Genomic DNA, 21,251 nt, shown 5'->3' on the forward strand with positions numbered 1-21,251 from the left:
AGGTGCCGCGCCGTCATGCGATCGAGAATAGGGATGGGCATCGCATAAATCAAATCGATTAAAAATCGATGACGTAATCAATGGCATGGATGATGGTTGGGCGACCGATTGGGCCCGGTCGCGTCCGGTGTTCAACGCGCGGCGATCGCGTTGCCGGTCTCGGCCGCCTGCGGCGCTGCTGCCGACGCATGGCCGCATTCGCGATCGAGGCTGCGGCGATAGTGCCGGCACCCGGCGGCGAGCAGCAGCGCGGCGAGCGTGGCCGCCGCGACGTTGACGATCGACATCGAATGGCCGACCGCCGCCGGCGCGCCGAACACGCGGTCGGTGAAAAGCGCGACGACGGTCGTGCCGATGCCGAGCGCGATCAGGTTCGACACGAGCAGGAACAGCGCGGAGATCTGCGCGCGCATCTGGTTCGGCGCGAGCGTCTGCATCGCGGCGGTCGAGGTCGGCATCGGGAACGACGCGAAGAACATCGCGACGACCAGCGTCGCGAGCGAGGCGGGCAGCGAGTCGAGCTGCGTGAACAGCGTCGCGGGGATTGCCATGCACACGGCGCCGATCGCGCCGGCGCGCATCGGCGCGTCTTCGCGGCCGCGTCGCAGCAGCCAGTCGTTGAGCCAGCCGCCGCAGAACACGCCGGCCGTGTTCGCGACCAGCAGCACGATGCCGAGCGTGTAGCCGGCTTCGACGGCCGTCATCCCGAATCGGCGGATATAGAACGCGGGCGTCCAGCTCAGCAGGCAGTACAGCGCCATCGCGTAGAACGAGAAGCCGAGGTAGTGGCACGAAAAGGTTGCGCGATGCGTGCCGACGAAGCGCAGCGAATCGCGCATCGACACGCGCCGCACGGCGCCCGAGCGATCGTGCGCGAGCCCCTTGCGCTGCGGGTCGCGCACGGTCGCGGCGAACAGCAGCGCCACGAAGATCCCCGGCAGCCCGACGATCAGGAACGTGACCTGCCACGCATGCACCTGCCCGACCACCGGCAGCGTGAACGCGCTCGCATGCTTGAGCAGCGCGATCACGTAGCCGCCGATCAGGAATGCGACGCCGCCGCCGATGAACGAGCCGAGCGAATACACGGCGATCGCGCGCCCGAGTTTCTCCTTCGGGAAGGAGTCGGCGAGCATCGAATACGCGCCGGGCGACAGCGCGGCTTCGCCGACGCCGACGCCCATGCGCGCGATGAACATCTGCACGAAATGCTGGCTGAGCCCGCACGCGGCGGTCGCGACGCTCCACAGCGCGATGCCGAGCGAGATGATCCGCGGCCGCGCGTAACGGTCGGCGAGATAGGCGACGGGTAGCCCCATCACCGCATAGAACAGCGAGAACGCGAAGCCGTTCAGCAGGCTGAACTGCGTATCGGACAGGTGCAGGTCGCGCTTGATCGGCTCGATCATCAGCACGAGGACCTGACGGTCGACGAACGAAAAGATGTACGCGAGCATGCAGATGACGACGACATACCATTCGTACGTATAGCGCTTGCCGTCGGCAGCGCGGGCCGTGGATGCGGACATGCGGATTCTCCAGGAGCGGGCGGTGGAAAAGCGCGGCAGCGGCCTTGCGGGCCGGGCGCCGTCGCGGCGCGAAAGCGTGCGGGGGCACGTGTCGGAGACGCAGCGTAGTCGGCCAAATTCGGCCGCCATAGCCGGAGTGACGGCCGCACCACACGGGCATTTACCGACCCGGATAAAGAAAACACCAGGGTCGCGCGCGCCGACCGCCGCGCAGCGCGCTTGCGGCGGGGCGCGCGCGCATCATGCGGCGCATCTATAAGCGTTATAGAGCGCATTGCGTCGACGTCCGAAATTGTCGTTCCTAGACTCGGCCCGTTTTTGATCGGCAGCGTTGGCCCTTCGCGGCGAGCGCGCTTCATACCACGCGGCGCGACGCCGACCGGCGCCGGACTCTCTACGGGACGATGACGATGAACCAACCGAACGGGCGGGCCGACCGGCTTGCCGTACCGCTTGCCGCGCTGCTTGCCTGCGCGGCGCTGCCCGCATTCGCGCAATCGAGCGTGACGCTCTACGGCCGCGTCGACACCGCGATCGAATACGCGAACGCGGGGCCGAACCACGTGACGCGCATGGGCAGCGGCAACCTGTTCGCATCGCAGTGGGGGCTGAAGGGCGTCGAGGATCTCGGCGGCGGCTACGCGACGATCTTCAAGCTGGAGGACGGCTTCAATGCGGCAAGCGGCGCGCTGTCGAACAGCAGCGCACTGTTCGGCCGCGAGGCGTGGGTCGGCGTCACGGGGCCGTTCGGCGGCGTGCAGTTCGGCGAGCTTTACACGATCCTGCACACGACGCTCGTCACGTACAGCCTGCCGGGCCTCGGCGCAGGGCTTGCCTGGGGCAATGCGACGAACAACTTCGTCGGGCCCGCGTTCCTGCGCGTGCGCAACTCGATGCGCTACACGTCGCCGCGCTACGCGGGCTTCATGCTGCGCGCGATGGCCGCGCGCGGCACCAACGGCACGGCCGGGCAGCCGGCGACGCTCGGCGATACGTACGGTGCCGGGCTCAATTACGTGCGCGGCGGCCTGTCGGTCGACGTCGACTACATGCAGCAGAAGTTCAGCCCGGTGGCCGCGGCCGCGCTCGGCGACACGAGCCCGGCCGCGAACGGCAACTACACGCTGGGCGCGATTTCGTACGATTTCAGCGTCGTGAAGGTTGCCGCGCTGTACATGCGCCATCGCGGCGGCCCCGACGTCGCGACCGCGATCGACAGCCAGAGCGCGTATCCGCACAGCGACATCATGGAGCTGAGCGCGACGGTGCCGATCGGGCGGGCGTCGCTGCTGCTGAGCGTCGGTCATTACCGCAAGGTCGCGGACAGCGACGGCAACGCCGATTCGTACGGCATCCGCTTCGACTATCCGCTGTCGAAGCGCACGGTGTTGTACACGGGCGCCGCGATGGTGCGCAACGGTGCGCATGCACGCTTCGTCGTCAACGGTGCGGCGGGTGGCGGCGTGGCGGTCGCCCAGCCCGGCGCGACCGCCAGTTCGATCGTCGCGGGCATGCTCACGTCGTTCTGACCGGCCCGCGCCGGTGCCCGCTTGCGCCGCTCGGGCCGCCCGCCCCGTTACGCGCAGGCGGGCGGCTGCGGCGCGAGCCATGCGTCGAACGGCGCCAGCTCGCCGATGTTGAACAGCTCGAGCAGCAGCGCACGCAGCCAGCGATGGCCAGGGTCGGCGTCGAAGCGCCGGTGCCAGTATGCGTTGACCGCCCATTCGCCGGCGCCGGCGATCTCGTACAGCGCGCACGGCTGCCGCGCCGCGAACGTGATCGCGATCGTCTCCGGCAGGATCAGCGCATAGTCGCCGTCCTGCAGCAGCGCGGGCACCACCATGAAATCGGGCAGCGCCGCGCGCACGCGCGGCATCAGTCCGTGCCGTTCCAGCAACTGCATCGATTGCGGATGCGATGTGACCGCGACGAAGCGCAGCGTATCGGGCGCCTCGCCATCGAGCACGTAGTCGTCGGGCAGCGCGACGCGCCGCGCGGTGCGGCGCGGCATCAGCAGCACGCAGCGCTCGTGCAGCAGCGCGGTGCGCTGGAAGTGGCTCGACGCATCGGCGAAATGCCCGAGCGCGAAGTCGATGCGCCCCGATTCGAGTGCGACGTTGAGCTGGCATTCGTCGACGTGCAGCGTCTCGATCACGGCGCCCGGCGCACGCCGGTCGAACGCGGCGAGCAGCGTCGGCAGGAACGCGCTCGCCGCGAAATCGCTCATGTGCAGGCGGAACACGCGCTGCGTGCTGTCGGGCGTGAAGCGCGAGCCTTCGTCGAGCACGTCCTGCAGGATCGCGAGCGCCTTGTCGACCGACAAGGCGAGCCGCTGCGCGCGCGGCGTCGGCTCGACGCCGGTGCCGGTGCGCACGAACAGCGCGTCGCGGAACATCAGCCGCAGCCGGCCGAGCGCGTGGCTGACGGACGGCTGCGTGACGCCGAGCCGCAGCGCCGCGCGGCCGACGTGCCGCTCCTCGTAGACCGCGCGAAACGTCTTCAGCAAGTTGAGATCGAGATCCTGCACGCGCAGTTCGGACGGGTCGTTGTCGTGCGGTGCGGATTCGGCGCGGGCCGGGGCCGCCGGGCGGCCGGTTGCATCGTGCGTCATCGGGGTTGCCTCGCGGTGACGGAAGGCGCGTGGCCGTAACGCCGCGCATACGCCTTCGCGAAATGGCCGAAGCCATGGATGCCGTGTGCGATCAGCACGTCGCTTACGCTGCGCGCGTCGCCGCGTTGCAGCGCCGCGTGCACGGCGGCGAGCCGGCATTCGCGCACGTACGCGGCCGGCGTGGTGTGCAGGAACGCGCGGAACGCGTGCTGCAGCGTGCGCGGCGCCACGCCCGCGACCGCCGCGAGCGTTGCGAGTGCGAGCGGTTCGCCCAGGTGCGCGTCGACGTGAGCGCATGCGCGACGCACGTGCGCCGGTAGCGGCGGCGTGCCGCGCGCGAGCGCATCGCTGTACGAATGCGGCAGGTGGGTGAGCAGCAGCGACATCAGCCATGCGGTGAGGTCGGCGCCGAAGGTCGTCGCGGCCGTACCGATGTCCGGCTGCGCGCCGAGCCGGCACAGGTATTCGAAAGTCGGCAGCAGGCGCGTGGCGCCCGTGCCGGCGCCGCCGGCCGCGGGATCGAACTGCAGCGGCCGCGTGAGCGTGGCCTGCAGCATGTCCTGCAGCTTGCGTTCGAGCGCGCCGCGTTCGAGCCGCAGCACGAGGTTGCGGCAATCGGGGCTCGTGCTCAGCCGGCTGGCGAGCGCGGGCGACGACACGGTCAGCTCGCCGGGGCCGGCGCGCGCGACGACGCTGCCGGCCTGCAACTCGCATGCGCCGGCAAGCGTCAGCCTGAACAGGAAATGATCGGCATCGCCACCGAAATCGATGCGCGTCTCGCGGCCGTAGCAGAGTTCGAGCAGCGCGCCGTGATGCAGCGGCACTTCGTACAGCTCAGCATGAAACGGATCGCGGCTGCGTGCAGCCATCCGGTGCGGCCCGAGCCGGTGTGCGACCGCGCGTTCGACTTCGTCGGGTGCGCGCAGCGTGCCGAGCCGGTTCGGCGCATGGCGGGAAAGGGCGATATCCATTCACGGACCTCGTAGCGGATGCGGGGGGCGCGGCGGCATGCGCATCGCCGCGATTGCGTTGCGCGAACGGGCGCGCCGTTGCGCGTTTTGAAGCGACGCGGCGCGGGCGGCCGCGTAGTCTCGGAGACACTCAATCACCGGGAGAAAACGATGAAGGCATGTGTACTGGGCGGCGGCCACGGCTGCCATGCGGCGGCGATCGACCTGCACGAAAAGGGCCACGACGTGACGTGGTGGCGGCGCGACCGCGAGCCGCATGCGCGGCTGCGTGAGCTCGGCGCGCTGAACGTGACCGACTATCGCGGCAAGCGCGCGGTGCCGCTCGGCGATGCACCGGGTGCGATCCGCCTGACCGACGATCTCGCAGCGGCATTGCGCGGTGCGCAGCTTGTCGTGGTGCCGCTGCCTTCCACGTCGCACGACGCACTCGCCGCGCAAGTCGCGCCTTTTCTGGAGGACGGCCAGGTCGTGTTCCTGCCGCCCGGCACGTTCGGCAGCGTCGTGTTCGCACGGGCGGCGGCCGACGCCGGCAACCGTTCGCGCGTCGCGTTCGCCGAGACAGGCACGCTGCCGTACCTGGTGCGCAAGCATGGCGACAACGACGTCGTGATCAGCGCCTACGCGACGCGTTTGCCGACCGGTGTCTTTCCGGCGAATGCGGCAGGCTGGGCGTTCGGCGTGCTGCGTGCGGGTTATCCGTCGGTCGAGCCGGTCGAGGATGCGTTGTCCGGTGCGCTGATGAATGCGGGGCCCGTGATCCATCCGCCGCTGATCCTGATGAATGCCGGGCCGCTCGAACACTTCGACGCATGGGACATCCACAACGAAGGCACGCAGCCATCGATCCGTCGCGTGACGAACGCGCTGGACGCCGAACGCATCGCGGTGCGCGAAGCGCTCGGTTACCACGCGCCGCATTTTCCGCTCGTGGACCACTATGCGACCGAAGGCGACGAATGGATGTACGGGCGCGGCGCGCACGGCAAGCTGACCGATAGCGGCGACTGGCGCGAGAAGATCGATTTGCGCACCCATCGCTACATGCTCGAAGACACCCGGCTCGGGCTGTCGTTCATCGTGTCGTGCGGGCGCTGGGTCGGCGTGCCGACGCCGGTCGCGCAGGGGCTGCTGAGCATCGCGAGCGCGGTCGCGGTGCGTGACCTGTATGCGGAAGGGCGCACGCTGGAGCGGCTCGGGATCGCGGCGCTGTCGAGGGATGCGATGCGTGCGCTGCTCGACGCCGGCGTCGCGGGAGCGGCAGCATGAGCGCGGCCGCCGAGGTGACGCGCGTGCACGTGCTCGGCGCGGGGCGCATGGGGCAGGGGATCGCGCTCGTGTTCGCGTTCGCGGGCCTCGACGTGACGCTGATCGACTTCAAGCGGCGCGATGCGGCTGGCTGGCGAGCCTTCGACAATCGCACGCGCGACGAGATCGCAAGGCCGCTGCACGCGCAGGTCGCGCTCGGCCGCATCGATGCCGCGCAGGCCGATGCGGTCGTCGCGCGCATCGCGATCGTTGCTCGGGATGGCGCTGCGCAAGCCGTGCGCGATGCGGACGTCGTGTTCGAGGCACTTCCCGAAGTGCTCGATGCGAAGGCCGATGCGTTGCGCTGGCTCGGCGGGCATGTCGATGCGCGTGCAACGATTGCGTCGACCACGTCGACGTTCGTCGTCACCGAATTGCAGCGCCATGTCGCGCATCCGGAGCGGATGCTGAATGCGCACTGGCTGAATCCCGCGCTGCTGATGCCGCTCGTCGAGATCAGCCGCAGCGACGCAACCGCCCAGTCGGTGGTCGATGCGCTCGCCGCGCTGCTCGAACGCGTCGGCAAGAAGCCGGTGATCTGCGGGCCTGCACCGGGCTACATCGTGCCGCGCATCCAGGCGCTCGCGATGAACGAGGCCGCGCGAATGGTCGAGGAAGGGGTGGCCAGCGCCGAGGATATCGACACGGCCATCCGCACGGGCTTCGGCCCGCGCTTTGCGGTGCTCGGGCTGCTCGAATTCATCGACTGGGGCGGCTGCGACATCCTGTATTACGCGTCGAAATATCTGGCCGGCGAGATCGGCCCGCGCTTCGCGCCGGCCGCGAGCGTCGTGCGCAACATGGACGCCGGGCGCGATGGTGTGCGCACGGGGGCCGGCTTCCACGACTATGCCGACGTGGACGTGCCTGCGTACATGCGGCAGCGGCTCGGCGAATTCGCGCGGTTGCTCGATCACCTGGGACTGGCGCCGGTGTTCGACGGCGGGCGGCGCCACCGGGGCGCATAGCCCGGACGTCGCGGCCGCGTGCGGCGCCACGCAAGCGCGCACGCGGCATCGTGAACCGGTGAGCCGTTCACTAGCCGGCCAGGGCGCGGGCCCCTTGCTCATGCCGTCTCGCCGCGCGCGCCGGCGGCCGGAGCGGCACGTGTCTCGCGCATCACGCACAGCGTCGCGACGGTCACGAGGCCGAGCGCAACGAGGAACAGCGACACGGGCCACGACGCCTGATAGCGCGCGAGCAGCGCGGTCGCGATCAGCGGCGACATCCCGCCCGCGAAGATCGACGCGACTTCATGCCCGAGTGCGACGCCGGAGTAACGCACCTCGGTGCTGAACAGTTCGCCGACCAGCGCGGGCAGCGTGCCGATCATCGCGCCGTGGCTCACCGCCGTGCCGACCGTGAGCGCGAGCCATACGAGCGGCGTCGCGCGCGTGTCGAGCAGCCAGAAGAACGGGAACGCGCACGCGACGAGGCTCAGCGCGCCGATCAGGTACACGGGCTTGCGGCCGATCCGGTCGGACAGCCGGCCCCACGCGAGCATCGCGCCCATCTCGACGATCATCGCGATCATCACGCCGGTCAGCATCGTGCCGTTCGGGATGCCGACGTACTTGCCGTAGACGAGCGAGAACGCGAGGAAGATGTAGGCGCCGCCGTTCTCGGCCACGCGCAGCCCCATCGCGAGGAGGATTTCCTTCGGGTGGCGGCGGATGCATTCGACGATCGGCAGGTGCGCGTGCGCGCCGCGCTTGCCGGCCCGCTCGAAGTCGCGGCTTTCCGGCAGATGGCGGCGAATATAAATGCCGATCGCGAAGATGACGATGCTCGCGAGGAACGGCAGCCGCCAGCCCCACGTGCGGAACGCGTCGTCCGGCAGCGCCTGCGCGGCGAGAAACGCGGCCGACGACAGCACGAAGCCGCCGCCCACGCCGAGCTGGCTCCACGCGGCGTAGTAGCCGCGTTGTTCCGGCGGCGCGTTCTCGCTGATCATCAGCACGCCGCCGCCCCATTCGCCGCCGGACGCGATGCCTTGCAGCAGGCGCAGCACGACGAGCGCGGCCGGCGCCCACACGCCGACCTGCGCATAGGTCGGCAGCAGGCCGATCGCGAAGGTCGACACCCCCATGATCAGCAGCGTCCACACGAGCGACGCCTTGCGCCCGTAGCGATCGCCGACGTGGCCGAACACGATCCCGCCGAGCGGCCGCGCGACGAAGCCGAGCGCGAAGGCCGCAAACGCGGCGAGGCTGCCAGCCAGCGGCGATGCGCCGGGCGGAAAGAACACATGGCCGAACACGAGCGCGGCGGCCGTGCCGTACACGAAAAAGTCATACCATTCCATCGCGTTGCCGGCGACGGACGCGATGACGATCCGGCGCAGTTGCCGGTCGGCGAGCGGCCGGGCGGCGCTCGGGGATTGCACGATGTCGGTCGGGACCATGGCGGACTCTGAAGGGGCGGGCGCGTGCCGTCTTTTGCAGCACTGCGGGCTAGTGTTGTCGGCCCCGCCGGCCCCGGTCAAATCCGCAGAAAAAGGGGTGTGTCATCACTCCCGCAAATGATGGTCGCGGCGTGCGCGGCCGTGCCCGTGCTCGCCGGCGCGCCGATCGCACCGGCTCCCGATCCGTGGCATCAGCGACGGTAGATGAACTCCAGATCGGTCGCTTCACCGACCTTGAATTCGTACGTGCCGACACGCTCGAACCCGGCCTTCTCGTAGAAGGCGATGGCCTTCGCGTTGCCGGACCACACGCCAAGCCATACCGGTCCGGGGCGCTCCGTTGCCAGATAGTCCAGTGCGAAGTCGAACAGGGCGCGCCCGGCGCCGGTCCCTTGCGTCCCTCGCCGAAGGTAGATCTGATGGATCTCCCCCGACCCGTCCGTCACTTCCGGGTGAGGAAGCTTGCACGGCCCCGCGTGCGCATACCCCACCAGCTGGCCGTCGTCGCCTTCGGCGACCCACGTGCGGCACTGGGGATCGTTGAGCTGGCCCGTGATCGTTTCCACCGAGTAGGCTTGGGCCTCGTAAGCGGCCAGATCGTGTGGCGGGTAGTCGATGCCGAATCCGTCATGCAGGAAGGTTTCGCGAAACGTGTCGCGCTTCAATTCGGCAAGCGGGATGGCATCGGACGGCGTTGCAACGCGGATCAACATGGGGACGGCTCGGTTCGTGGGTCGGGCAGACAGTTTATCCCGGGTGACAAGAAGCTTGCGAGCGCCTGGATGACCGGCGTGCGCGGCGTGTGACGGGCTGTTGCGCGCGACCGTGATTCGCCGCACTGCAATCATGCCGATGCCGATGGTTGGCCGCCGACGGACATGCTAGGATTTCCGGCAAACAACTTCGGAGACTGCCATGCCGTTCATCTGCGAAAACGTTGAATGCCGCGCCGTGCTGGCTCGCGGGCAGGTCAGGCCCCGTCAAGAGGACGCGGGGTGGTGCTTCTACTGCCCGGACTGCAACACCAGAAACGAGTTGATGCATGTCGACATGGTCGGCGGCGCTGTCGAGCTGATTCAGCCGGAGCGAGCGAGCCCTCCACACAAGGTGGTTGCCACGGCCCGACCGCTGGAAGATGGCAGGTACGCGGCGCAGTTGAGCGTTCAGCGGGCGCTCACCGTGAAGGGAACGTATGCGGCTGAAGAACACTGGGATCAGCTCGGTGTATTCGGCGACGCGCAAGAGGCCGTCGAGCACGCGAGGTCGTTCGCAACCGACCTGTTGCAGCGAGCGGCGTAGTCGATATTATTCGGTCAACGAAGAAGAGGCGTCGCGCATTCATGCGTGACGCCTCTTGGCGTTGTCCGTTCGTGCCCGTCAGTTGCGGATATCGAACGAGAAAGACTTCGTCGGGATCCGCTGGTACGCCCCCATCCTGGATCAGGCTCGCAAGCGCCTGGTTGATCGGCGTGCGCAGCGTGTCGTCATCCTTGCGCACGCCGATCGCCGAACCCACGACGAGCGTATTCGGGTCATGCAGCGGCGGCCCCGCGAATTCGAAGTTCGCCCCCCTCCGCGGTTTTCAGGCGGCCGGTGCCCGCAGTTCACGCGCCTGCTCGCGGGCCGCGACGAGCGCCCGGATGCGCTCACGATCAGCCGGCGTCGCAGGCGTGAAGATCACGAGGCTCAGGTCGGGGCGGCCCGTGACCGAGAACGCCGAATATTCGAGCGCGATCCGGCCGGCCTGCGGATGGCGGATTTCCTTCGTGCCTTCGTCGTGCGTGCGGATAGCGTGGTCGCGCCACATCGTGTCGAATTCGGCGCTCGTCGCGCACATCTCGTCGATGAATGCCTGCACGGCCCGCGTTGCGCCGCCGCGTGCGATATCCGCGCGAAACGCACCCACCGCGAAGCGCGCGACGCGTTCCCAGTTCGGCTGCGCGTCGCGCACGCCGTCGTCGATGAAGATCAGCCGCAGGATGTTGCGCGCAGGCGGCGGCAGCGTCGCATAGTCGGTCAGCGTCGCGGCCGCCGCGGCGTTCCACGCAACGACGTCCCAGGTCGCCGTGCGCACGATCGCGGGGCTCGCGTCGAGCGAATCGAGCACGTGCTGCAGGCGCGGCGTCACGTTGGCCGGTGCGTGATAGCGCACCTCGGGCGGATGGCCGACGCCGATCAGGAACAGGTGTTCGCGTTCGGCGTCGTTCAGCAGCAGCGCGCGGGCGAGCCGGTCGAGCACGTCGGCGGACGGCGCACCGCCGCGCCCCTGTTCGAGCCACGTGTACCACGCGGTGCTCACGTGCGCGCGCTGCGCGACTTCCTCGCGCCGCAGGCCCGGCGTGCGGCGGCGCGTGGCCGGCAGCCCGAGCGCGGCCGGGTCGAGTTTCTCGCGGCGGTCCCGCAGGTACGCGCCGAGCAGGTTGTCGGGGGCGTCGGCCATCACATCCTGTTAGTTCGTTTACCGGTAAACCGTCACGGCTTCACCGCGAGCGGCCATCGGCAGATAGTAAGCCTCCATTTCATCCGGAGGTGCTGAACATGCGTGTCTTTGTTACTGGGGCGTCGGGATTCGTCGGCTCGGCCGTCGTCGCGGAACTCGTGGCCGCCGGGCACTCGGTGCTCGGGCTTGCGCGGTCCGATGCGGCCGCGGCGGCGGTGGCCGCCGCCGGCGCCGACGTCCATCGCGGGTCGCTGGAGGATCTCGACAGCCTGACCCGGGGCGCCGAGGCCGCCGATGCGGTGATCCACACGGGATTCAATCACGACTTCTCGCGTTTCGCGCAGAACTGCGAGCTCGACCGTCATGCGATCGAGACGATCGGTGCGGTGCTCGCGGGTTCGGCGCGACCGCTGGTCGTCACGTCGGGCCTCGCGCTCGTCGCGCCCGGCCGCGCGGCGACGGAGGACGATCCGCACGTGCCGGTATCGGCGAATTATCCGCGTGCGTCCGAGGCGACCGCGGTCGCGCTCGAAGCGCGCGGCGTGCACGCGTCGGTCGTCCGCCTGCCGCCGTCCGTGCACGGTGACGGCGATCACGGTTTCGTGCCGCGCCTGATTGCGTTCGCGCGGGAGAAGGGGGTATCGGCCTATCTCGGCGACGGCGGCAACCGCTGGCCGGGCGTGCACCGGCTCGATGCGGCGCGCGTCTATCGGCTCGCGATCGAACGCGGCGCGGCCGGCGCGCGCTATCACGCGGTCGACGATACCGGCGTGCGGTTCCGGGACATCGCGGAAGTGATCGGCCGGCGGCTGAACGTGCCGGTCGTCGCGAAAACGGCGGCGGAAGCCGGCGACCACTTCGGCTGGTTCGCGATGTTCGCGGGACTGGATGCGCCGGCAACGAGCGAGCGCACGCGTGCATTGCTCGACTGGGCGCCGACGCAGCCGGGGCTGCTGGCCGATATCGACCGGCCGCGGTATTTCGAAAGCTGAGCGGGCGGCGGGCGTGCCGTCGTTTTCAAACGGCGGCCGTCCGTCAGGCCGCGCGTCATTCGACCGGATGCAGATCCTGCAGCAGCGTCGGCACGAGCTCCGACACGGTCGGGTGGATGTGCATCGCGCGGCTGATCGTCGTGTACGGCGCGCCGGCGGCCATCACGTCGAGCATCCCGTGCACGACTTCATCGCCCGTCACGCCGAGGATCGACGCGCCGAGGATCGCATGGCTGTCCGCGTCGACGATCACCTTCATGAAACCCTGGCTCTCGCCTTTTTCCACTGCCCGGCCGACACGCGTCATCGGGCGTGTGCCGACGAGCAGCCGGCGGCCCGTCTGCTTCGCTTCCGCGAGCGTCATGCCGACGCGGCCGAGCGGCGGATCGATATACATCGCGTACGCCGTGATGCGGTCGGACACCTTGCGCGGATCGCCGTCGAGCAGGTTGGCCGCGACGATCTCGTAGTCGTTGTACGCGGTGTGCGTGAACGCGCCGCGGCCGTTGCAGTCGCCGAGCGCCCAGATGCCGGGCACGTTCGTGCGCAACTGCTCGTCGACCTCGATATAGCCGCGCGCGTCGGTCGCGACGCCCGCCCGGTCGAGCCCGAGATCGTCGGTGTTCGGCACCCGTCCGACCGCAAGCAGCAGGTGCGAGCCCGCCACCTCGCGGCCGCCGCCCGCGCAGTCGAGGCCGATCGCGATGCCGTTGCCGTCGCGCCGTGCGCTCAGGCAGGTCGCCTCGAGCTGCACGTCGATCCCTTCGTTGGCGAGAATCTCGCGCACGGCCTGCGACACGTCCTCGTCCTCGCGGCGGATCAGGCGCGGGCCCTTCTCGACGATCGTGACTTTCGACCCGAAGCGGCGGTACATCTGGCCGAATTCGAGCCCGACATAGCTGCCGCCGACGATCACGAGATGGTCGGGCAGGAAGTCGACGTCCATCATCGTCGAGTTGGTCAGGTACGGCACCGTGTCGAGGCCCGGCATGGCCGGGATCTGCGCGCGCCCGCCGACGTTGATGAAGATCCGCTGCGCTTCGAGCACGTCGTCGCCCACGCGCACCGCATCGGCGCGCTCGAATCGGGCGTGACCCTGAAACACGGTCGTGTTCGCGAGGCCGCGCACCCATTGCTCGACGCCGTGATTGGAGCGGCCGGAGATCTGGTCCTTGCGCGCTTTCACGGCTTTCATGTCGACGGTGACGGGGCCGCCGACCGACACGCCGTATTCGCCTGCGCGCCGCGCGAGATGCGCGGCATACGCGCTCGCGATCAGCGTCTTGGTCGGGATGCAGCCGGTGTTCACGCAGGTGCCGCCGAAGCGGCCGCGCTCGATGATCGCGACTTTCATGCCGGCGGCGGACAGTCGCGCGGCGAGTGGCGGCCCGGCCTGCCCGGTGCCGATGACGATCGCGTCGAAGTGTTGCGTCATGACGTCCTCCAGTGCAGGTGCAGCGAGGGAGCGCGTGCGGGCGAGCCGCGTGCGAGGCCGGCGCACGGCCGTGCGACGGCGAGCGCTTATGGTAGCCCTGTTGGCGTGCGCTCGCGAGTGCGGGCGGGGCGGGAGAAGTGAGGCTTGACCGGGTCTGGCCGTGTTCGCGCCGGCCGCGTCAGTCCTTGCGTTGCCACTGACTGAACGACACCGGCCGGTGCGCGTCGGCGCGCGTGACGGTGACGTGATCGGGCTGGTCGTCGAGCGGAAACGATTCGGTGACGATCTGGTTCGAAAATAGCCACCCGTGCGTATGCGGGTCGTAGCGGAACGTCACGTAGTCGCTCCAGTGCTGCCCGCACGCGACGAAGTTCTGCACGGTGAAATAGCGGCCTTTTACGGCAACGCCGCTGTCGGCGGCCTCTTCGGGATCGAACGGGTCGCACTGGCCGCCTTCGTCCGCGCGCAGCACGACCTGGTCGTTGCGCGCGACGAGCCGGAACGCGTGATCCGGTTGCTCCTCGAAGATCAGCAGGGGCCGCGGCGACGGCTGCTCGCGCGTATCGACCGCCCGATGCACGACGACGAGGAAGCTGTGCCGCCCGTTGTCGAGATCCGGCCCGGCATGCGCGAGCAGCGGCTGGTAGCCGGGCGGCAACTGTGCGGCGATCGACTGGGGCAGGTCGCCGGCGCGGGCGTCGAGCGACAGCGCGGCGAGCAGCGGGAGGAGCACGAAGGGCAGGCGGGAAATGCGCATGACGGGGTGTCCGGTCGAAAGGAGGAAAGCGATGCCGATGGCGTGGCGGCTACAGGTCCCGCCCGAGAAACTCCGTGCCCGGCACCGGATTGAACGCGACGGGCGGCGCGGGCGTGAAGCCGAGCGACGCATACAGTTTCCTGGCCGCGACGAACTCCGGCAGCACGTCGAGGCACATGCGCGCATAGCCGGCCGCCTTCGCATCGCGCAGCAGCCGTTCGACGAGCTGGCGGCCGACGTTCAGCCCGCGCGCTTCCGGGCGCACGTAGACGCGCTTCATCTCGCACGTCGTGTCGTCGATCTCGCGAAACGCCGCGCAGCCCACCGCGCGCTCGCCTTGCCATGCGAGCAGCAGCTGCCCGCGCGGCGCCGCGTACTTGCCGGGCAGCGCGGCGATCTCGGGCGCATGGTCCTGGAAGTCGAGGCTGACGCTCGGGCTGGCGATGTACTCGCGGAAGATCGCCTCGACGACGCGGGCATCGTCGGGATAGCGGGCGGGGCGGATCTCGATCATGAGGGGCGCGAATGACGGGAAACAGGGCCAGCATAGCAGCGCAGGGCCGCTTTCGGCCATCCGCGAAGCGTGCCAGAATCGACGCTTCGGCCGTCGGAAACGACCCGCAGGCGCCGGCGAATCGGCGTCGCTCACCAAGGAGACTTCGATGACTGCATCGGCTGCCGTACTCGCCATCCTGGCTGCGCTGTTTCTCGGCGCGATGATTCCGGGCCCGAGCTTCGTCCTGGTCGCGCGCAATTCGATCGGGTTGTCGCGCCGCGACGGGCTGGCCACCGCGCTCGGCATGGGCATCGGCGGCATTGTGTTCGGCGGGGTCGCGCTGGCCGGGCTCTATACGCTGCTGCAGGCCGTCGAATGGTTGTACGTCGGCCTCAAGCTGGCGGGCGGCGCGTACCTGATCTACATGGCGTCGAAGATCTGGCGCGGCGCCGATCGGCCGATCGCGATGGACGATCCGCAGGCGATCGCCGGCGGCAGCGCGCGCAAGTCGTTCTGGACGGGCCTCACGACCCAGCTCAGCAACCCTAAGACGGCGATCTGGTACGGCAGCATCTTCGCGGCGCTGCTCCCGCAGCATCCGCCGCTGTGGTGCTATCTGGCGCTGCCGCCGCTCGTGTTCGGCGTCGAGTTCGGCTGGTACACGATCGTCGCGCTGTGCTTTTCCACTCGCCGGCCGCGCGAACTCTACCTGCGCGCGAAGAAGTGGGTCGACCGCATTGCCGCCGGCGCGATCACGCTGCTCGGGCTGCGACTGATCCTCAATGCACCGAAAGCGGGCATCTGACCGCTTCCATTCCCGATCTGCATTGCACGGCGGCCGGTCATTCCCTTGGCTGGCCGCCGGCGCGCACCGCGCGAACGCGCATCGGCATCAGGCTTCGCTGAACCGCGCCAGCAGCGCCGCGAACCGCGTGTCGTCCGGAAACACCTTCACTTCATACCGCACCGGTTGATGCCCGGTGGCCGTCATCAGGTCGCCGCACGTGTGCAGCAGCTCGGCCATCGGCACGTAGGCAGACTGCCCCGTCGACGCGCGATGGAGCGCGACGATATCCGTCTCGGGCAGCAGCGTATGCACACCGTCGCTCCACACGCCGACGCTGAACAGGCTGCCGTCCTGGCGCTTGTACACCGAGTAGGTCGCCACGAAGATGTCGGTGCCGTCGCGTTCGTGCGCGTCGTTGAGCAGCATCCGCTGATCCTGGTAGTCGCCCGCACGCTCGCCGATGCGCAGCGCGTGCAGCTTCGCTTCGAGCCCTTCCGGCACGAAGCGCCGCCAGGCGGTGCCGTCCCAGCGCAGCATCAGCGGCGGCAGCGGGCGCGGCTGCGCCTGCGCCTGTTCGGCGAGGTCGACCATCGCCGCGAGCCCGGCCGGATTGCGATCGCCGGTGAGCAGCAGCACCGCGCGGTTCGGCGCCATCACGACCGGCGCGCCGGCGATCGGCTGACGGTGGAGCAGGTCGGTGAGCAGCAGCCGCGCCGCGTCGTAGGAATCGTCGAATTGCGACAGGAAGACCCCGTTCGGTAGCGCCGCCCACGGCTTCGACGATTCGGCCCGCAGGTTGTCGATCGCGATGTCGCAGGCTTCGTCGAACGAGATGCTCCATTGGTCGAGCGTCGCGGTCGGCAGGCGCGCGATGTTGAACTCGCCGTCATACGCGATGCCGATCTCGATGTTCTCGCACAGCGGCCGGAACGCCAGCGCCGTGATGCCGGGCTGCCCGGCCAATTGCAGCTCGGCTACGCAGCGCTCGGTCGCGCTGCGGATCACGGGGCGCAGCTTCGCGCGCGCCACGGCGAAATCCTTGGGGATTTCGTGCTGCATCATCGCGCTCGCCTGCCGCTTCAGCACGGTGTCCCGCTCGGACGGCTTCGCGGCCGCGTAGTCGCGGAACAGGTTGTGCAGGTTGATGATGTTCGACGGGGCATCCGACTGGACGAGACAGCCCTTCTCGTCCTCGTGGCGCCAGGTGCGTGTGTCGCCCGATGCCCGCAGCGTGGCGATCAGGCGTTCGGCGAAGGCCTGCGGGGTCGGCGGTTTGCCGAAACGGTCGCGCAGGCGCGTGACGAGATTGGCAAGCATTGTGTGCGGTCGGGCCGGGCCCGTCTGTTGTCGTCGTGGGTCGGTGGCGCCCGGTCTCGGCGGCGCAGCCCGCGGCCGGCACGCGTGGCTCGACGGGTGCTGCGATGGTAGCGCAACGCGACAGGTATCGTCGGACGATATTCGAAACCGGCAGGCGACACGGCTGTGGGCGAGGGTAGGGACGAGGGCAAGGGCAAGGGCGCGGCGGGACAGTTGCCGCAGCAGCCCCCGGCCGCCCGCCAAGCCTTGCGCGGCGGGCGTTCGCGTGTGCCGCATGCCGCGCCGAACGGCGCCGCTTCCCCGATTCTGGCGGCCGACGTCCCGCCGACGTGTAAACTGCTGCCTTTTTTGACGGTTTGCAGCATGGTGCAAGCACCTTCGCGCCCGGCGCTGAGCGGCCCGGCGCTCGTCCGGCTGCTCGCGCGCCTGGCTGATGCCGACGTCGCGGAATCCCGGCAGACGCTGTCCGACCGGCTGAGCCAGTGGCTCGGCTGGACCGACGCGATCACGCTGTCGTCCGCGCTGAACGCGAGCCCGCCCGGCGTCGCGGCCGGCGTGCGCGGCTACGACGCGGAGCGCGACTGCGCGCGCGTGCGCCACGAGCTCGCGCAGGCGATCACGGCCGCCAACCGGCCGCGAGCGCGGCGCCGGCCCGGCGATCCGCCGCCGCCGGCCGCCGACACGGCCGATTTCGCGGATTTCCGCCAGCGTTATCTGTCCCTGCAGCAGGACATGGAAACGGCGATCGGCCAGCTGCGCGGCCGCCTGCGGGTCGCGGTCGCCGCGCGCTCGGCCGGGATGGCGCGGCTCGCGACGCTCGACGCGATCATGGAGCGCGTGCTCGGCGCGCGCGAGCGCAGCCTGCTGTCGGCCATCCCCGCGCTGCTCGGCACGCGTTTCGGGCGGCTGCGCGACGCGGAGCGGCAGGCGCTGGCCGACGCCGAATCCGCGGCCGCAGCCACGGTCGCAGCCACGGCCGCCCCGGCCGACGGTGGCGCGGTGGTGGCCGAGGGCGCGGCCGTCGCGGCGATCGTGCCCGGCGCATGGCTCGATACGTTTCGCGACGAGATGCAAGGCATCCTGCTTGCCGAACTCGAAGTCCGGTTTCAAACGGTAGACGGGCTGCTCGCGGCCCTTCGCACCAGCTAATCAACACGCTATGTCCAGAATTCGCCTTGATCTCGTTGTCTTCGTCGCCGGTCTGCTCGCTGTGGGCTGGATCGGCGTCGGCTATGTCGCGTCGAACCCGCTGGCGTCGGCCGTCACGCTGCTGATCGCCGCGTGCTACGTCGCCGGCGCATGGGAACTGCTGCGCTACCGGCAGGCCACCGCCACGCTGTCGCGCGCGGTCGCCGGCCTGAGCGAGCCGCCCGCGAAGCTCGACGCGTGGCTCGACACGCTGCACCCGGGCCTGCGCGGCGCCGTGCGCGCGCGGGTCGAAGGCGCGCGCGTCGCGCTGCCGGGCCCGTCGCTCACGCCTTACCTCGTCGGGCTGCTCGTGCTGCTCGGCATGCTCGGCACGCTGCTCGGGATGGTCGTCACGCTGAAGGGCACCGGCGCCGCGCTCGAAAGCGCGACCGATCTCGACGCGATCCGCGCGTCGTTGATCGCGCCGGTCAAGGGCCTCGGGTTCGCGTTCGGCACGTCGATCGCCGGCGTCGCGACGTCGGCGATGCTCGGGCTGCTGTCCGCGCTCGTGCGCCGCGAGCGGATCGATGCGGCCCAGCAGCTCGACGCGAAGATCGCGACGACGTTGCGCGTGCATTCTTCCGCGCACCAGCGCGACGAGTCGTTCCGGCTGCTGCAGCGCCAGGCCGACGTGATGCCGGCGCTGGTCGACCGGTTGCAGACGATGATGACGACGCTCGAGGCGCGCAGCGTCGCGCTGCACGATCGCCAGATCGAAAGCCAGCAGGCGTTTTTCGACCGGACCGAGCGCGCGTATGCGGGCCTCGCGTCGAACGTCGGCGATGCGCTGAAGGAAAGCGCCGCCGAAAGCGCGCGCGTGGCCGGCGCCGCGCTGCAGCCGGTCGTCGCCGCGACGATGACGGGGCTCGCGCAGGAGATGGCCGCGCTGCGCGATACCGTGACGGGCGCCGTGCAGCGTCAGCTCGATGGGCTGACGGACGGCTTCGAGAAGACCACCGGCAACGTGACGGCCGTCTGGAACCGCGCGCTCGACGAACAGCGTCGCGCGGGCGACGCCGTCGCGCAGCAGCTGCAGACGACGCTCGGCCAGTTCACCGACACGTTCGCGCAGCGTTCGACGGACTTGCTCGACGGCGTGGCGACGCGCCTCGAATCGACGGAAAGCCGCCTGTCGGACGCATGGCGCGATGCGTTGTCGCGCCAGGAACAGGTCGGCGAGACGCTGGCCGCGCAGCATGCGCGCGCGCTGGGCGAGGCCGCCGCGACGTTCGAACGCCATTCGGGCGCGACGCTCGCCGCGATGCGCGAGTCGCACGCGGGGCTGCAGACCGACCTGGCGGCGCGCGACGAACAGCGTCTTGCCGCGTGGAACGATTCGCTGGCCGCGATGGCCGCGAAGCTCGGCGACGAATGGCAGCGCGCAGGCGTGCACAGCGCGGGCCGTCAGCAGGAAATCTGCGATGCACTCGCACAAACGACGCGCGACTTCGCCATGCAGGCGTCGACGTTCGAACAACGCTCGAACGAACTGCTGTCGACGATTCGCGATTCGCACACGGGGCTGCAGACGCAACTGGCTGCGCGTGACGAAGCACGCCTGTCGGCATGGAACGATTCGCTTGCCGCGATGGCCGCGAAGCTCGGCGACGAATGGCAGCGCGCAGGCGTGCACAGCGCGGGCCGCCAGCAGGAAATCTGCGACGCACTCGCACAAACGACGCGCGATCTGACCACGCAGGCGTCGACGTTCGAACAGCGCTCGACCGAACTGCTGTCGACGATCCGCGATTCGCACACGGGCCTGCAGACGCAACTGGCTGCGCGTGACGAAGAACGCCTGTCGGCCTGGAACGCCTCGCTGGCCGCGATGGCCGAGAAGCTCGGCGACGAATGGCAGCGCGCGGGCGTGCACAGCGCGGGCCGTCAGCAGGAAATCTGCGACGCGCTCGCACAAACGACGCGCGATCTGACTACGCAGGCGTCGACGTTCGAACAACGCTCGAACGAACTGCTGTCGACGATTCGCGATTCGCACACGGGGCTGCAGACGCAACTGGCGGCGCGTGACGAAGAACGCCTGTCGGCATGGAACGCCTCGCTGGCCGCGATGGCCGAGAAGCTCGGCCACGAATGGCAGCGCGCGGGCGTGCACAGCGCGGGCCGTCAGCAGGAAATCTGCGACGCGCTCGCACAAACGACGCGCGATCTGACCACGCAGGCGTCGACGTTCGAACAACGCTCGAACGAACTGCTGTCGACGATTCGCGATTCGCATGCCGGCCTGCAGACGCAACTCGCCGCGCGCGACGAAGCACGCCTCGCCGCATGGAACGACTCGCTCGCCGCGATGGCGGCCGCGCTGCGCGACGAATGGGCGCAAACGAGCGCACAGGCCGCGGCGCGCCAGCAGGACATCTGCGACACGCTGGCCCGCACCGCGAACGACATCACCGCACAGGCGCAGGTGCATGCGAGCGACACGATCAACGAGATCGCGCGCCTCGTGCAGGCTGCATCGGAGGCGCCGAAGGCCGCGGCCGACGTCGTCGCCGAGCTGCGCCAGCGCCTGTCCGACAGCCTGGTGCACGATACCGCGATGCTCGAGGAGCGCAGCCGCCTGCTCGCGACGCTCGAAACGCTGCTCGGCGCGGTCAACCACGCGTCGACCGAACAGCGCACCGCGATCGACGCGCTCGTCAGCACGTCGGCCGACCTGCTCGACCGCGTCGGCGCGCGCTTCAACGATACCGTCGATGCCGAGACGCGCAAGCTCGACTCGGTGGCCGCACAGGTCACGGCAGGCGCTGTTGAAGTCGCGAGCCTCGGCGACGCGTTCGGGATGGCCGTGCAGGTATTCGGCGAGTCGAACGACAAGCTGCTGACCCATCTGCAACGCATCGAGGCCGCGCTCGAGAAATCGCTCGCGCGCAGCGACGAGCAGCTCGAGTATTACGTCGCGCAGGCGCGCGAGGTGATCGACCTGAGCATGATGTCGCAGAAGCAGATCGTCGAAGACCTGCAGCAGCTCGCCGGCCGGCGGGCGAGCGTCGGAGCGTAA

18 protein-coding genes are annotated in these 21,251 nt (G+C 69.5%); 8 read left to right on the forward strand and 10 right to left on the reverse strand.

Annotated elements, in window-relative coordinates:
* Window positions 1-131 precede the first annotated feature (131 nt).
* Window positions 132-1,529, reverse strand: a complete 1,398-nt coding sequence (locus tag LGN17_RS34215) for a spinster family MFS transporter (protein ID WP_226201251.1) — start codon at window positions 1,527-1,529, stop codon at window positions 132-134.
* A gap of 410 nt (window positions 1,530-1,939) precedes the next feature.
* Here LGN17_RS34215 and LGN17_RS34220 point away from each other — a divergent pair, with 410 nt between their 5' ends.
* Entirely contained in the window at window positions 1,940-3,058 is a 1,119-nt protein-coding gene (locus tag LGN17_RS34220) for a porin (RefSeq protein ID WP_226201252.1), read from the forward strand.
* Between the two features lie 47 nt (window positions 3,059-3,105).
* Here LGN17_RS34220 and LGN17_RS34225 read toward each other — a convergent pair whose 3' ends face one another.
* Window positions 3,106-4,140, reverse strand: coding sequence for a LysR family transcriptional regulator (locus LGN17_RS34225; RefSeq protein ID WP_226201253.1), 1,035 nt, complete (start codon window positions 4,138-4,140; stop codon window positions 3,106-3,108).
* Window positions 4,137-5,111: an AraC family transcriptional regulator gene (locus LGN17_RS34230; RefSeq protein WP_226201254.1), complete on the reverse strand. Its 975-nt coding sequence runs from the start codon at window positions 5,109-5,111 to the stop codon at window positions 4,137-4,139. The genes LGN17_RS34225 and LGN17_RS34230 overlap by 4 nt, the downstream gene beginning before the upstream one ends.
* A gap of 150 nt (window positions 5,112-5,261) precedes the next feature.
* Between LGN17_RS34230 and LGN17_RS34235 the strand changes: the two genes are divergently transcribed.
* Together LGN17_RS34235 and LGN17_RS34240 are read left to right on the forward strand one after the other, a co-directional pair.
* The gene (locus LGN17_RS34235; RefSeq protein ID WP_226201255.1) at window positions 5,262-6,377 is read left to right on the forward strand and encodes an NAD/NADP-dependent octopine/nopaline dehydrogenase family protein; all 1,116 of its coding nucleotides are present in this window, start codon (window positions 5,262-5,264) and stop codon (window positions 6,375-6,377) included.
* The gene (locus tag LGN17_RS34240) at window positions 6,374-7,384 is read left to right on the forward strand and encodes a 3-hydroxybutyryl-CoA dehydrogenase (protein WP_226201256.1); all 1,011 of its coding nucleotides are present in this window, start codon (window positions 6,374-6,376) and stop codon (window positions 7,382-7,384) included. Before LGN17_RS34235 ends, LGN17_RS34240 begins: the two co-directional genes overlap by 4 nt.
* 98 nt (window positions 7,385-7,482) lie before the next feature.
* On the opposite strand, the gene LGN17_RS34245 is transcribed toward LGN17_RS34240, so the two are convergent.
* Together LGN17_RS34245 and LGN17_RS34250 are read right to left on the reverse strand one after the other, a co-directional pair.
* Window positions 7,483-8,820 (reverse strand): MFS transporter, encoded by a 1,338-nt coding sequence (locus LGN17_RS34245; RefSeq protein WP_226201257.1) that lies wholly within the window; start codon window positions 8,818-8,820, stop codon window positions 7,483-7,485.
* A gap of 191 nt (window positions 8,821-9,011) precedes the next feature.
* On the reverse strand, window positions 9,012-9,533 hold the full coding sequence (locus LGN17_RS34250; protein WP_226201258.1) for a GNAT family N-acetyltransferase: 522 nt from the start codon (window positions 9,531-9,533) through the stop codon (window positions 9,012-9,014).
* A gap of 202 nt (window positions 9,534-9,735) precedes the next feature.
* Here LGN17_RS34250 and LGN17_RS34255 point away from each other — a divergent pair, with 202 nt between their 5' ends.
* Window positions 9,736-10,119 carry a hypothetical protein gene (locus LGN17_RS34255; protein WP_175965721.1) on the forward strand — a complete coding sequence of 128 codons (384 nt, stop codon included), beginning with the start codon at window positions 9,736-9,738 and terminating at the stop codon, window positions 10,117-10,119.
* A 283-nt stretch (window positions 10,120-10,402) separates the two neighbouring features.
* Here LGN17_RS34255 and LGN17_RS34260 read toward each other — a convergent pair whose 3' ends face one another.
* Entirely contained in the window at window positions 10,403-11,260 is an 858-nt protein-coding gene (locus tag LGN17_RS34260) for a helix-turn-helix transcriptional regulator (RefSeq protein ID WP_226201259.1), read from the reverse strand.
* Between the two features lie 98 nt (window positions 11,261-11,358).
* On the opposite strand from LGN17_RS34260, the gene LGN17_RS34265 reads away from it, so the two are divergent.
* Window positions 11,359-12,252 (forward strand): SDR family oxidoreductase, encoded by an 894-nt coding sequence (locus tag LGN17_RS34265; protein ID WP_175954164.1) that lies wholly within the window; start codon window positions 11,359-11,361, stop codon window positions 12,250-12,252.
* 55 nt (window positions 12,253-12,307) lie between these two features.
* Here LGN17_RS34265 and LGN17_RS34270 read toward each other — a convergent pair whose 3' ends face one another.
* The 3 genes from LGN17_RS34270 to LGN17_RS34280 form a co-directional block, all read right to left on the reverse strand.
* Window positions 12,308-13,687, reverse strand: a complete 1,380-nt coding sequence (locus LGN17_RS34270; protein WP_175954161.1) for an FAD-containing oxidoreductase — start codon at window positions 13,685-13,687, stop codon at window positions 12,308-12,310.
* Window positions 13,688-13,865: 178 nt separating this feature from the next.
* The gene (locus tag LGN17_RS34275) at window positions 13,866-14,444 is read right to left on the reverse strand and encodes a hypothetical protein (RefSeq protein ID WP_226201260.1); all 579 of its coding nucleotides are present in this window, start codon (window positions 14,442-14,444) and stop codon (window positions 13,866-13,868) included.
* A gap of 49 nt (window positions 14,445-14,493) precedes the next feature.
* Window positions 14,494-14,958, reverse strand: a complete 465-nt coding sequence (locus tag LGN17_RS34280) for a GNAT family N-acetyltransferase (protein WP_226201261.1) — start codon at window positions 14,956-14,958, stop codon at window positions 14,494-14,496.
* Between the two features lie 148 nt (window positions 14,959-15,106).
* On the opposite strand from LGN17_RS34280, the gene LGN17_RS34285 reads away from it, so the two are divergent.
* Window positions 15,107-15,745, forward strand: a complete 639-nt coding sequence (locus tag LGN17_RS34285) for a LysE family translocator (protein ID WP_226201262.1) — start codon at window positions 15,107-15,109, stop codon at window positions 15,743-15,745.
* A gap of 87 nt (window positions 15,746-15,832) precedes the next feature.
* Here LGN17_RS34285 and LGN17_RS34290 read toward each other — a convergent pair whose 3' ends face one another.
* The gene (locus LGN17_RS34290; protein WP_226201263.1) at window positions 15,833-17,044 is read right to left on the reverse strand and encodes a hypothetical protein; all 1,212 of its coding nucleotides are present in this window, start codon (window positions 17,042-17,044) and stop codon (window positions 15,833-15,835) included.
* A 363-nt stretch (window positions 17,045-17,407) separates the two neighbouring features.
* Between LGN17_RS34290 and LGN17_RS34295 the strand changes: the two genes are divergently transcribed.
* Together LGN17_RS34295 and LGN17_RS34300 are read left to right on the forward strand one after the other, a co-directional pair.
* Window positions 17,408-18,193, forward strand: a complete 786-nt coding sequence (locus LGN17_RS34295) for a DUF3348 domain-containing protein (protein ID WP_226201264.1) — start codon at window positions 17,408-17,410, stop codon at window positions 18,191-18,193.
* A 10-nt stretch (window positions 18,194-18,203) separates the two neighbouring features.
* Window positions 18,204-21,251, forward strand: a complete 3,048-nt coding sequence (locus LGN17_RS34300; protein ID WP_226201265.1) for a DUF802 domain-containing protein — start codon at window positions 18,204-18,206, stop codon at window positions 21,249-21,251.

The organism is Burkholderia sp. AU30280 (genome assembly GCF_020420125.1).
Classification (GTDB): domain Bacteria; phylum Pseudomonadota; class Gammaproteobacteria; order Burkholderiales; family Burkholderiaceae; genus Burkholderia.

What these genes read in the sequence shown, in the direction of transcription:
- LGN17_RS34300 (WP_226201265.1), top strand. Translation starts at nt 18,204, where the DNA reads ATGTCCAGAATTCGCCTTGATCTCGTTGTCTTCGTCGCCGGTCTGCTC.
- LGN17_RS34275 (WP_226201260.1), bottom strand. Translation starts at nt 14,444, where the DNA reads ATGCGCATTTCCCGCCTGCCCTTCGTGCTCCTCCCGCTGCTCGCCGCG.
- LGN17_RS34270 (WP_175954161.1), bottom strand. Translation starts at nt 13,687, where the DNA reads ATGACGCAACACTTCGACGCGATCGTCATCGGCACCGGGCAGGCCGGG.
- LGN17_RS34220 (WP_226201252.1), top strand. Translation starts at nt 1,940, where the DNA reads ATGAACCAACCGAACGGGCGGGCCGACCGGCTTGCCGTACCGCTTGCC.
- LGN17_RS34240 (WP_226201256.1), top strand. Translation starts at nt 6,374, where the DNA reads ATGAGCGCGGCCGCCGAGGTGACGCGCGTGCACGTGCTCGGCGCGGGG.
- LGN17_RS34245 (WP_226201257.1), bottom strand. Translation starts at nt 8,820, where the DNA reads ATGGTCCCGACCGACATCGTGCAATCCCCGAGCGCCGCCCGGCCGCTC.
- LGN17_RS34280 (WP_226201261.1), bottom strand. Translation starts at nt 14,958, where the DNA reads ATGATCGAGATCCGCCCCGCCCGCTATCCCGACGATGCCCGCGTCGTC.
- LGN17_RS34265 (WP_175954164.1), top strand. Translation starts at nt 11,359, where the DNA reads ATGCGTGTCTTTGTTACTGGGGCGTCGGGATTCGTCGGCTCGGCCGTC.
- LGN17_RS34260 (WP_226201259.1), bottom strand. Translation starts at nt 11,260, where the DNA reads ATGGCCGACGCCCCCGACAACCTGCTCGGCGCGTACCTGCGGGACCGC.
- LGN17_RS34215 (WP_226201251.1), bottom strand. Translation starts at nt 1,529, where the DNA reads ATGTCCGCATCCACGGCCCGCGCTGCCGACGGCAAGCGCTATACGTAC.
- LGN17_RS34255 (WP_175965721.1), top strand. Translation starts at nt 9,736, where the DNA reads ATGCCGTTCATCTGCGAAAACGTTGAATGCCGCGCCGTGCTGGCTCGC.
- LGN17_RS34230 (WP_226201254.1), bottom strand. Translation starts at nt 5,111, where the DNA reads ATGGATATCGCCCTTTCCCGCCATGCGCCGAACCGGCTCGGCACGCTG.
- LGN17_RS34225 (WP_226201253.1), bottom strand. Translation starts at nt 4,140, where the DNA reads ATGACGCACGATGCAACCGGCCGCCCGGCGGCCCCGGCCCGCGCCGAA.
- LGN17_RS34295 (WP_226201264.1), top strand. Translation starts at nt 17,408, where the DNA reads ATGGTGCAAGCACCTTCGCGCCCGGCGCTGAGCGGCCCGGCGCTCGTC.
- LGN17_RS34285 (WP_226201262.1), top strand. Translation starts at nt 15,107, where the DNA reads ATGACTGCATCGGCTGCCGTACTCGCCATCCTGGCTGCGCTGTTTCTC.
- LGN17_RS34290 (WP_226201263.1), bottom strand. Translation starts at nt 17,044, where the DNA reads ATGCTTGCCAATCTCGTCACGCGCCTGCGCGACCGTTTCGGCAAACCG.
- LGN17_RS34235 (WP_226201255.1), top strand. Translation starts at nt 5,262, where the DNA reads ATGAAGGCATGTGTACTGGGCGGCGGCCACGGCTGCCATGCGGCGGCG.
- LGN17_RS34250 (WP_226201258.1), bottom strand. Translation starts at nt 9,533, where the DNA reads ATGTTGATCCGCGTTGCAACGCCGTCCGATGCCATCCCGCTTGCCGAA.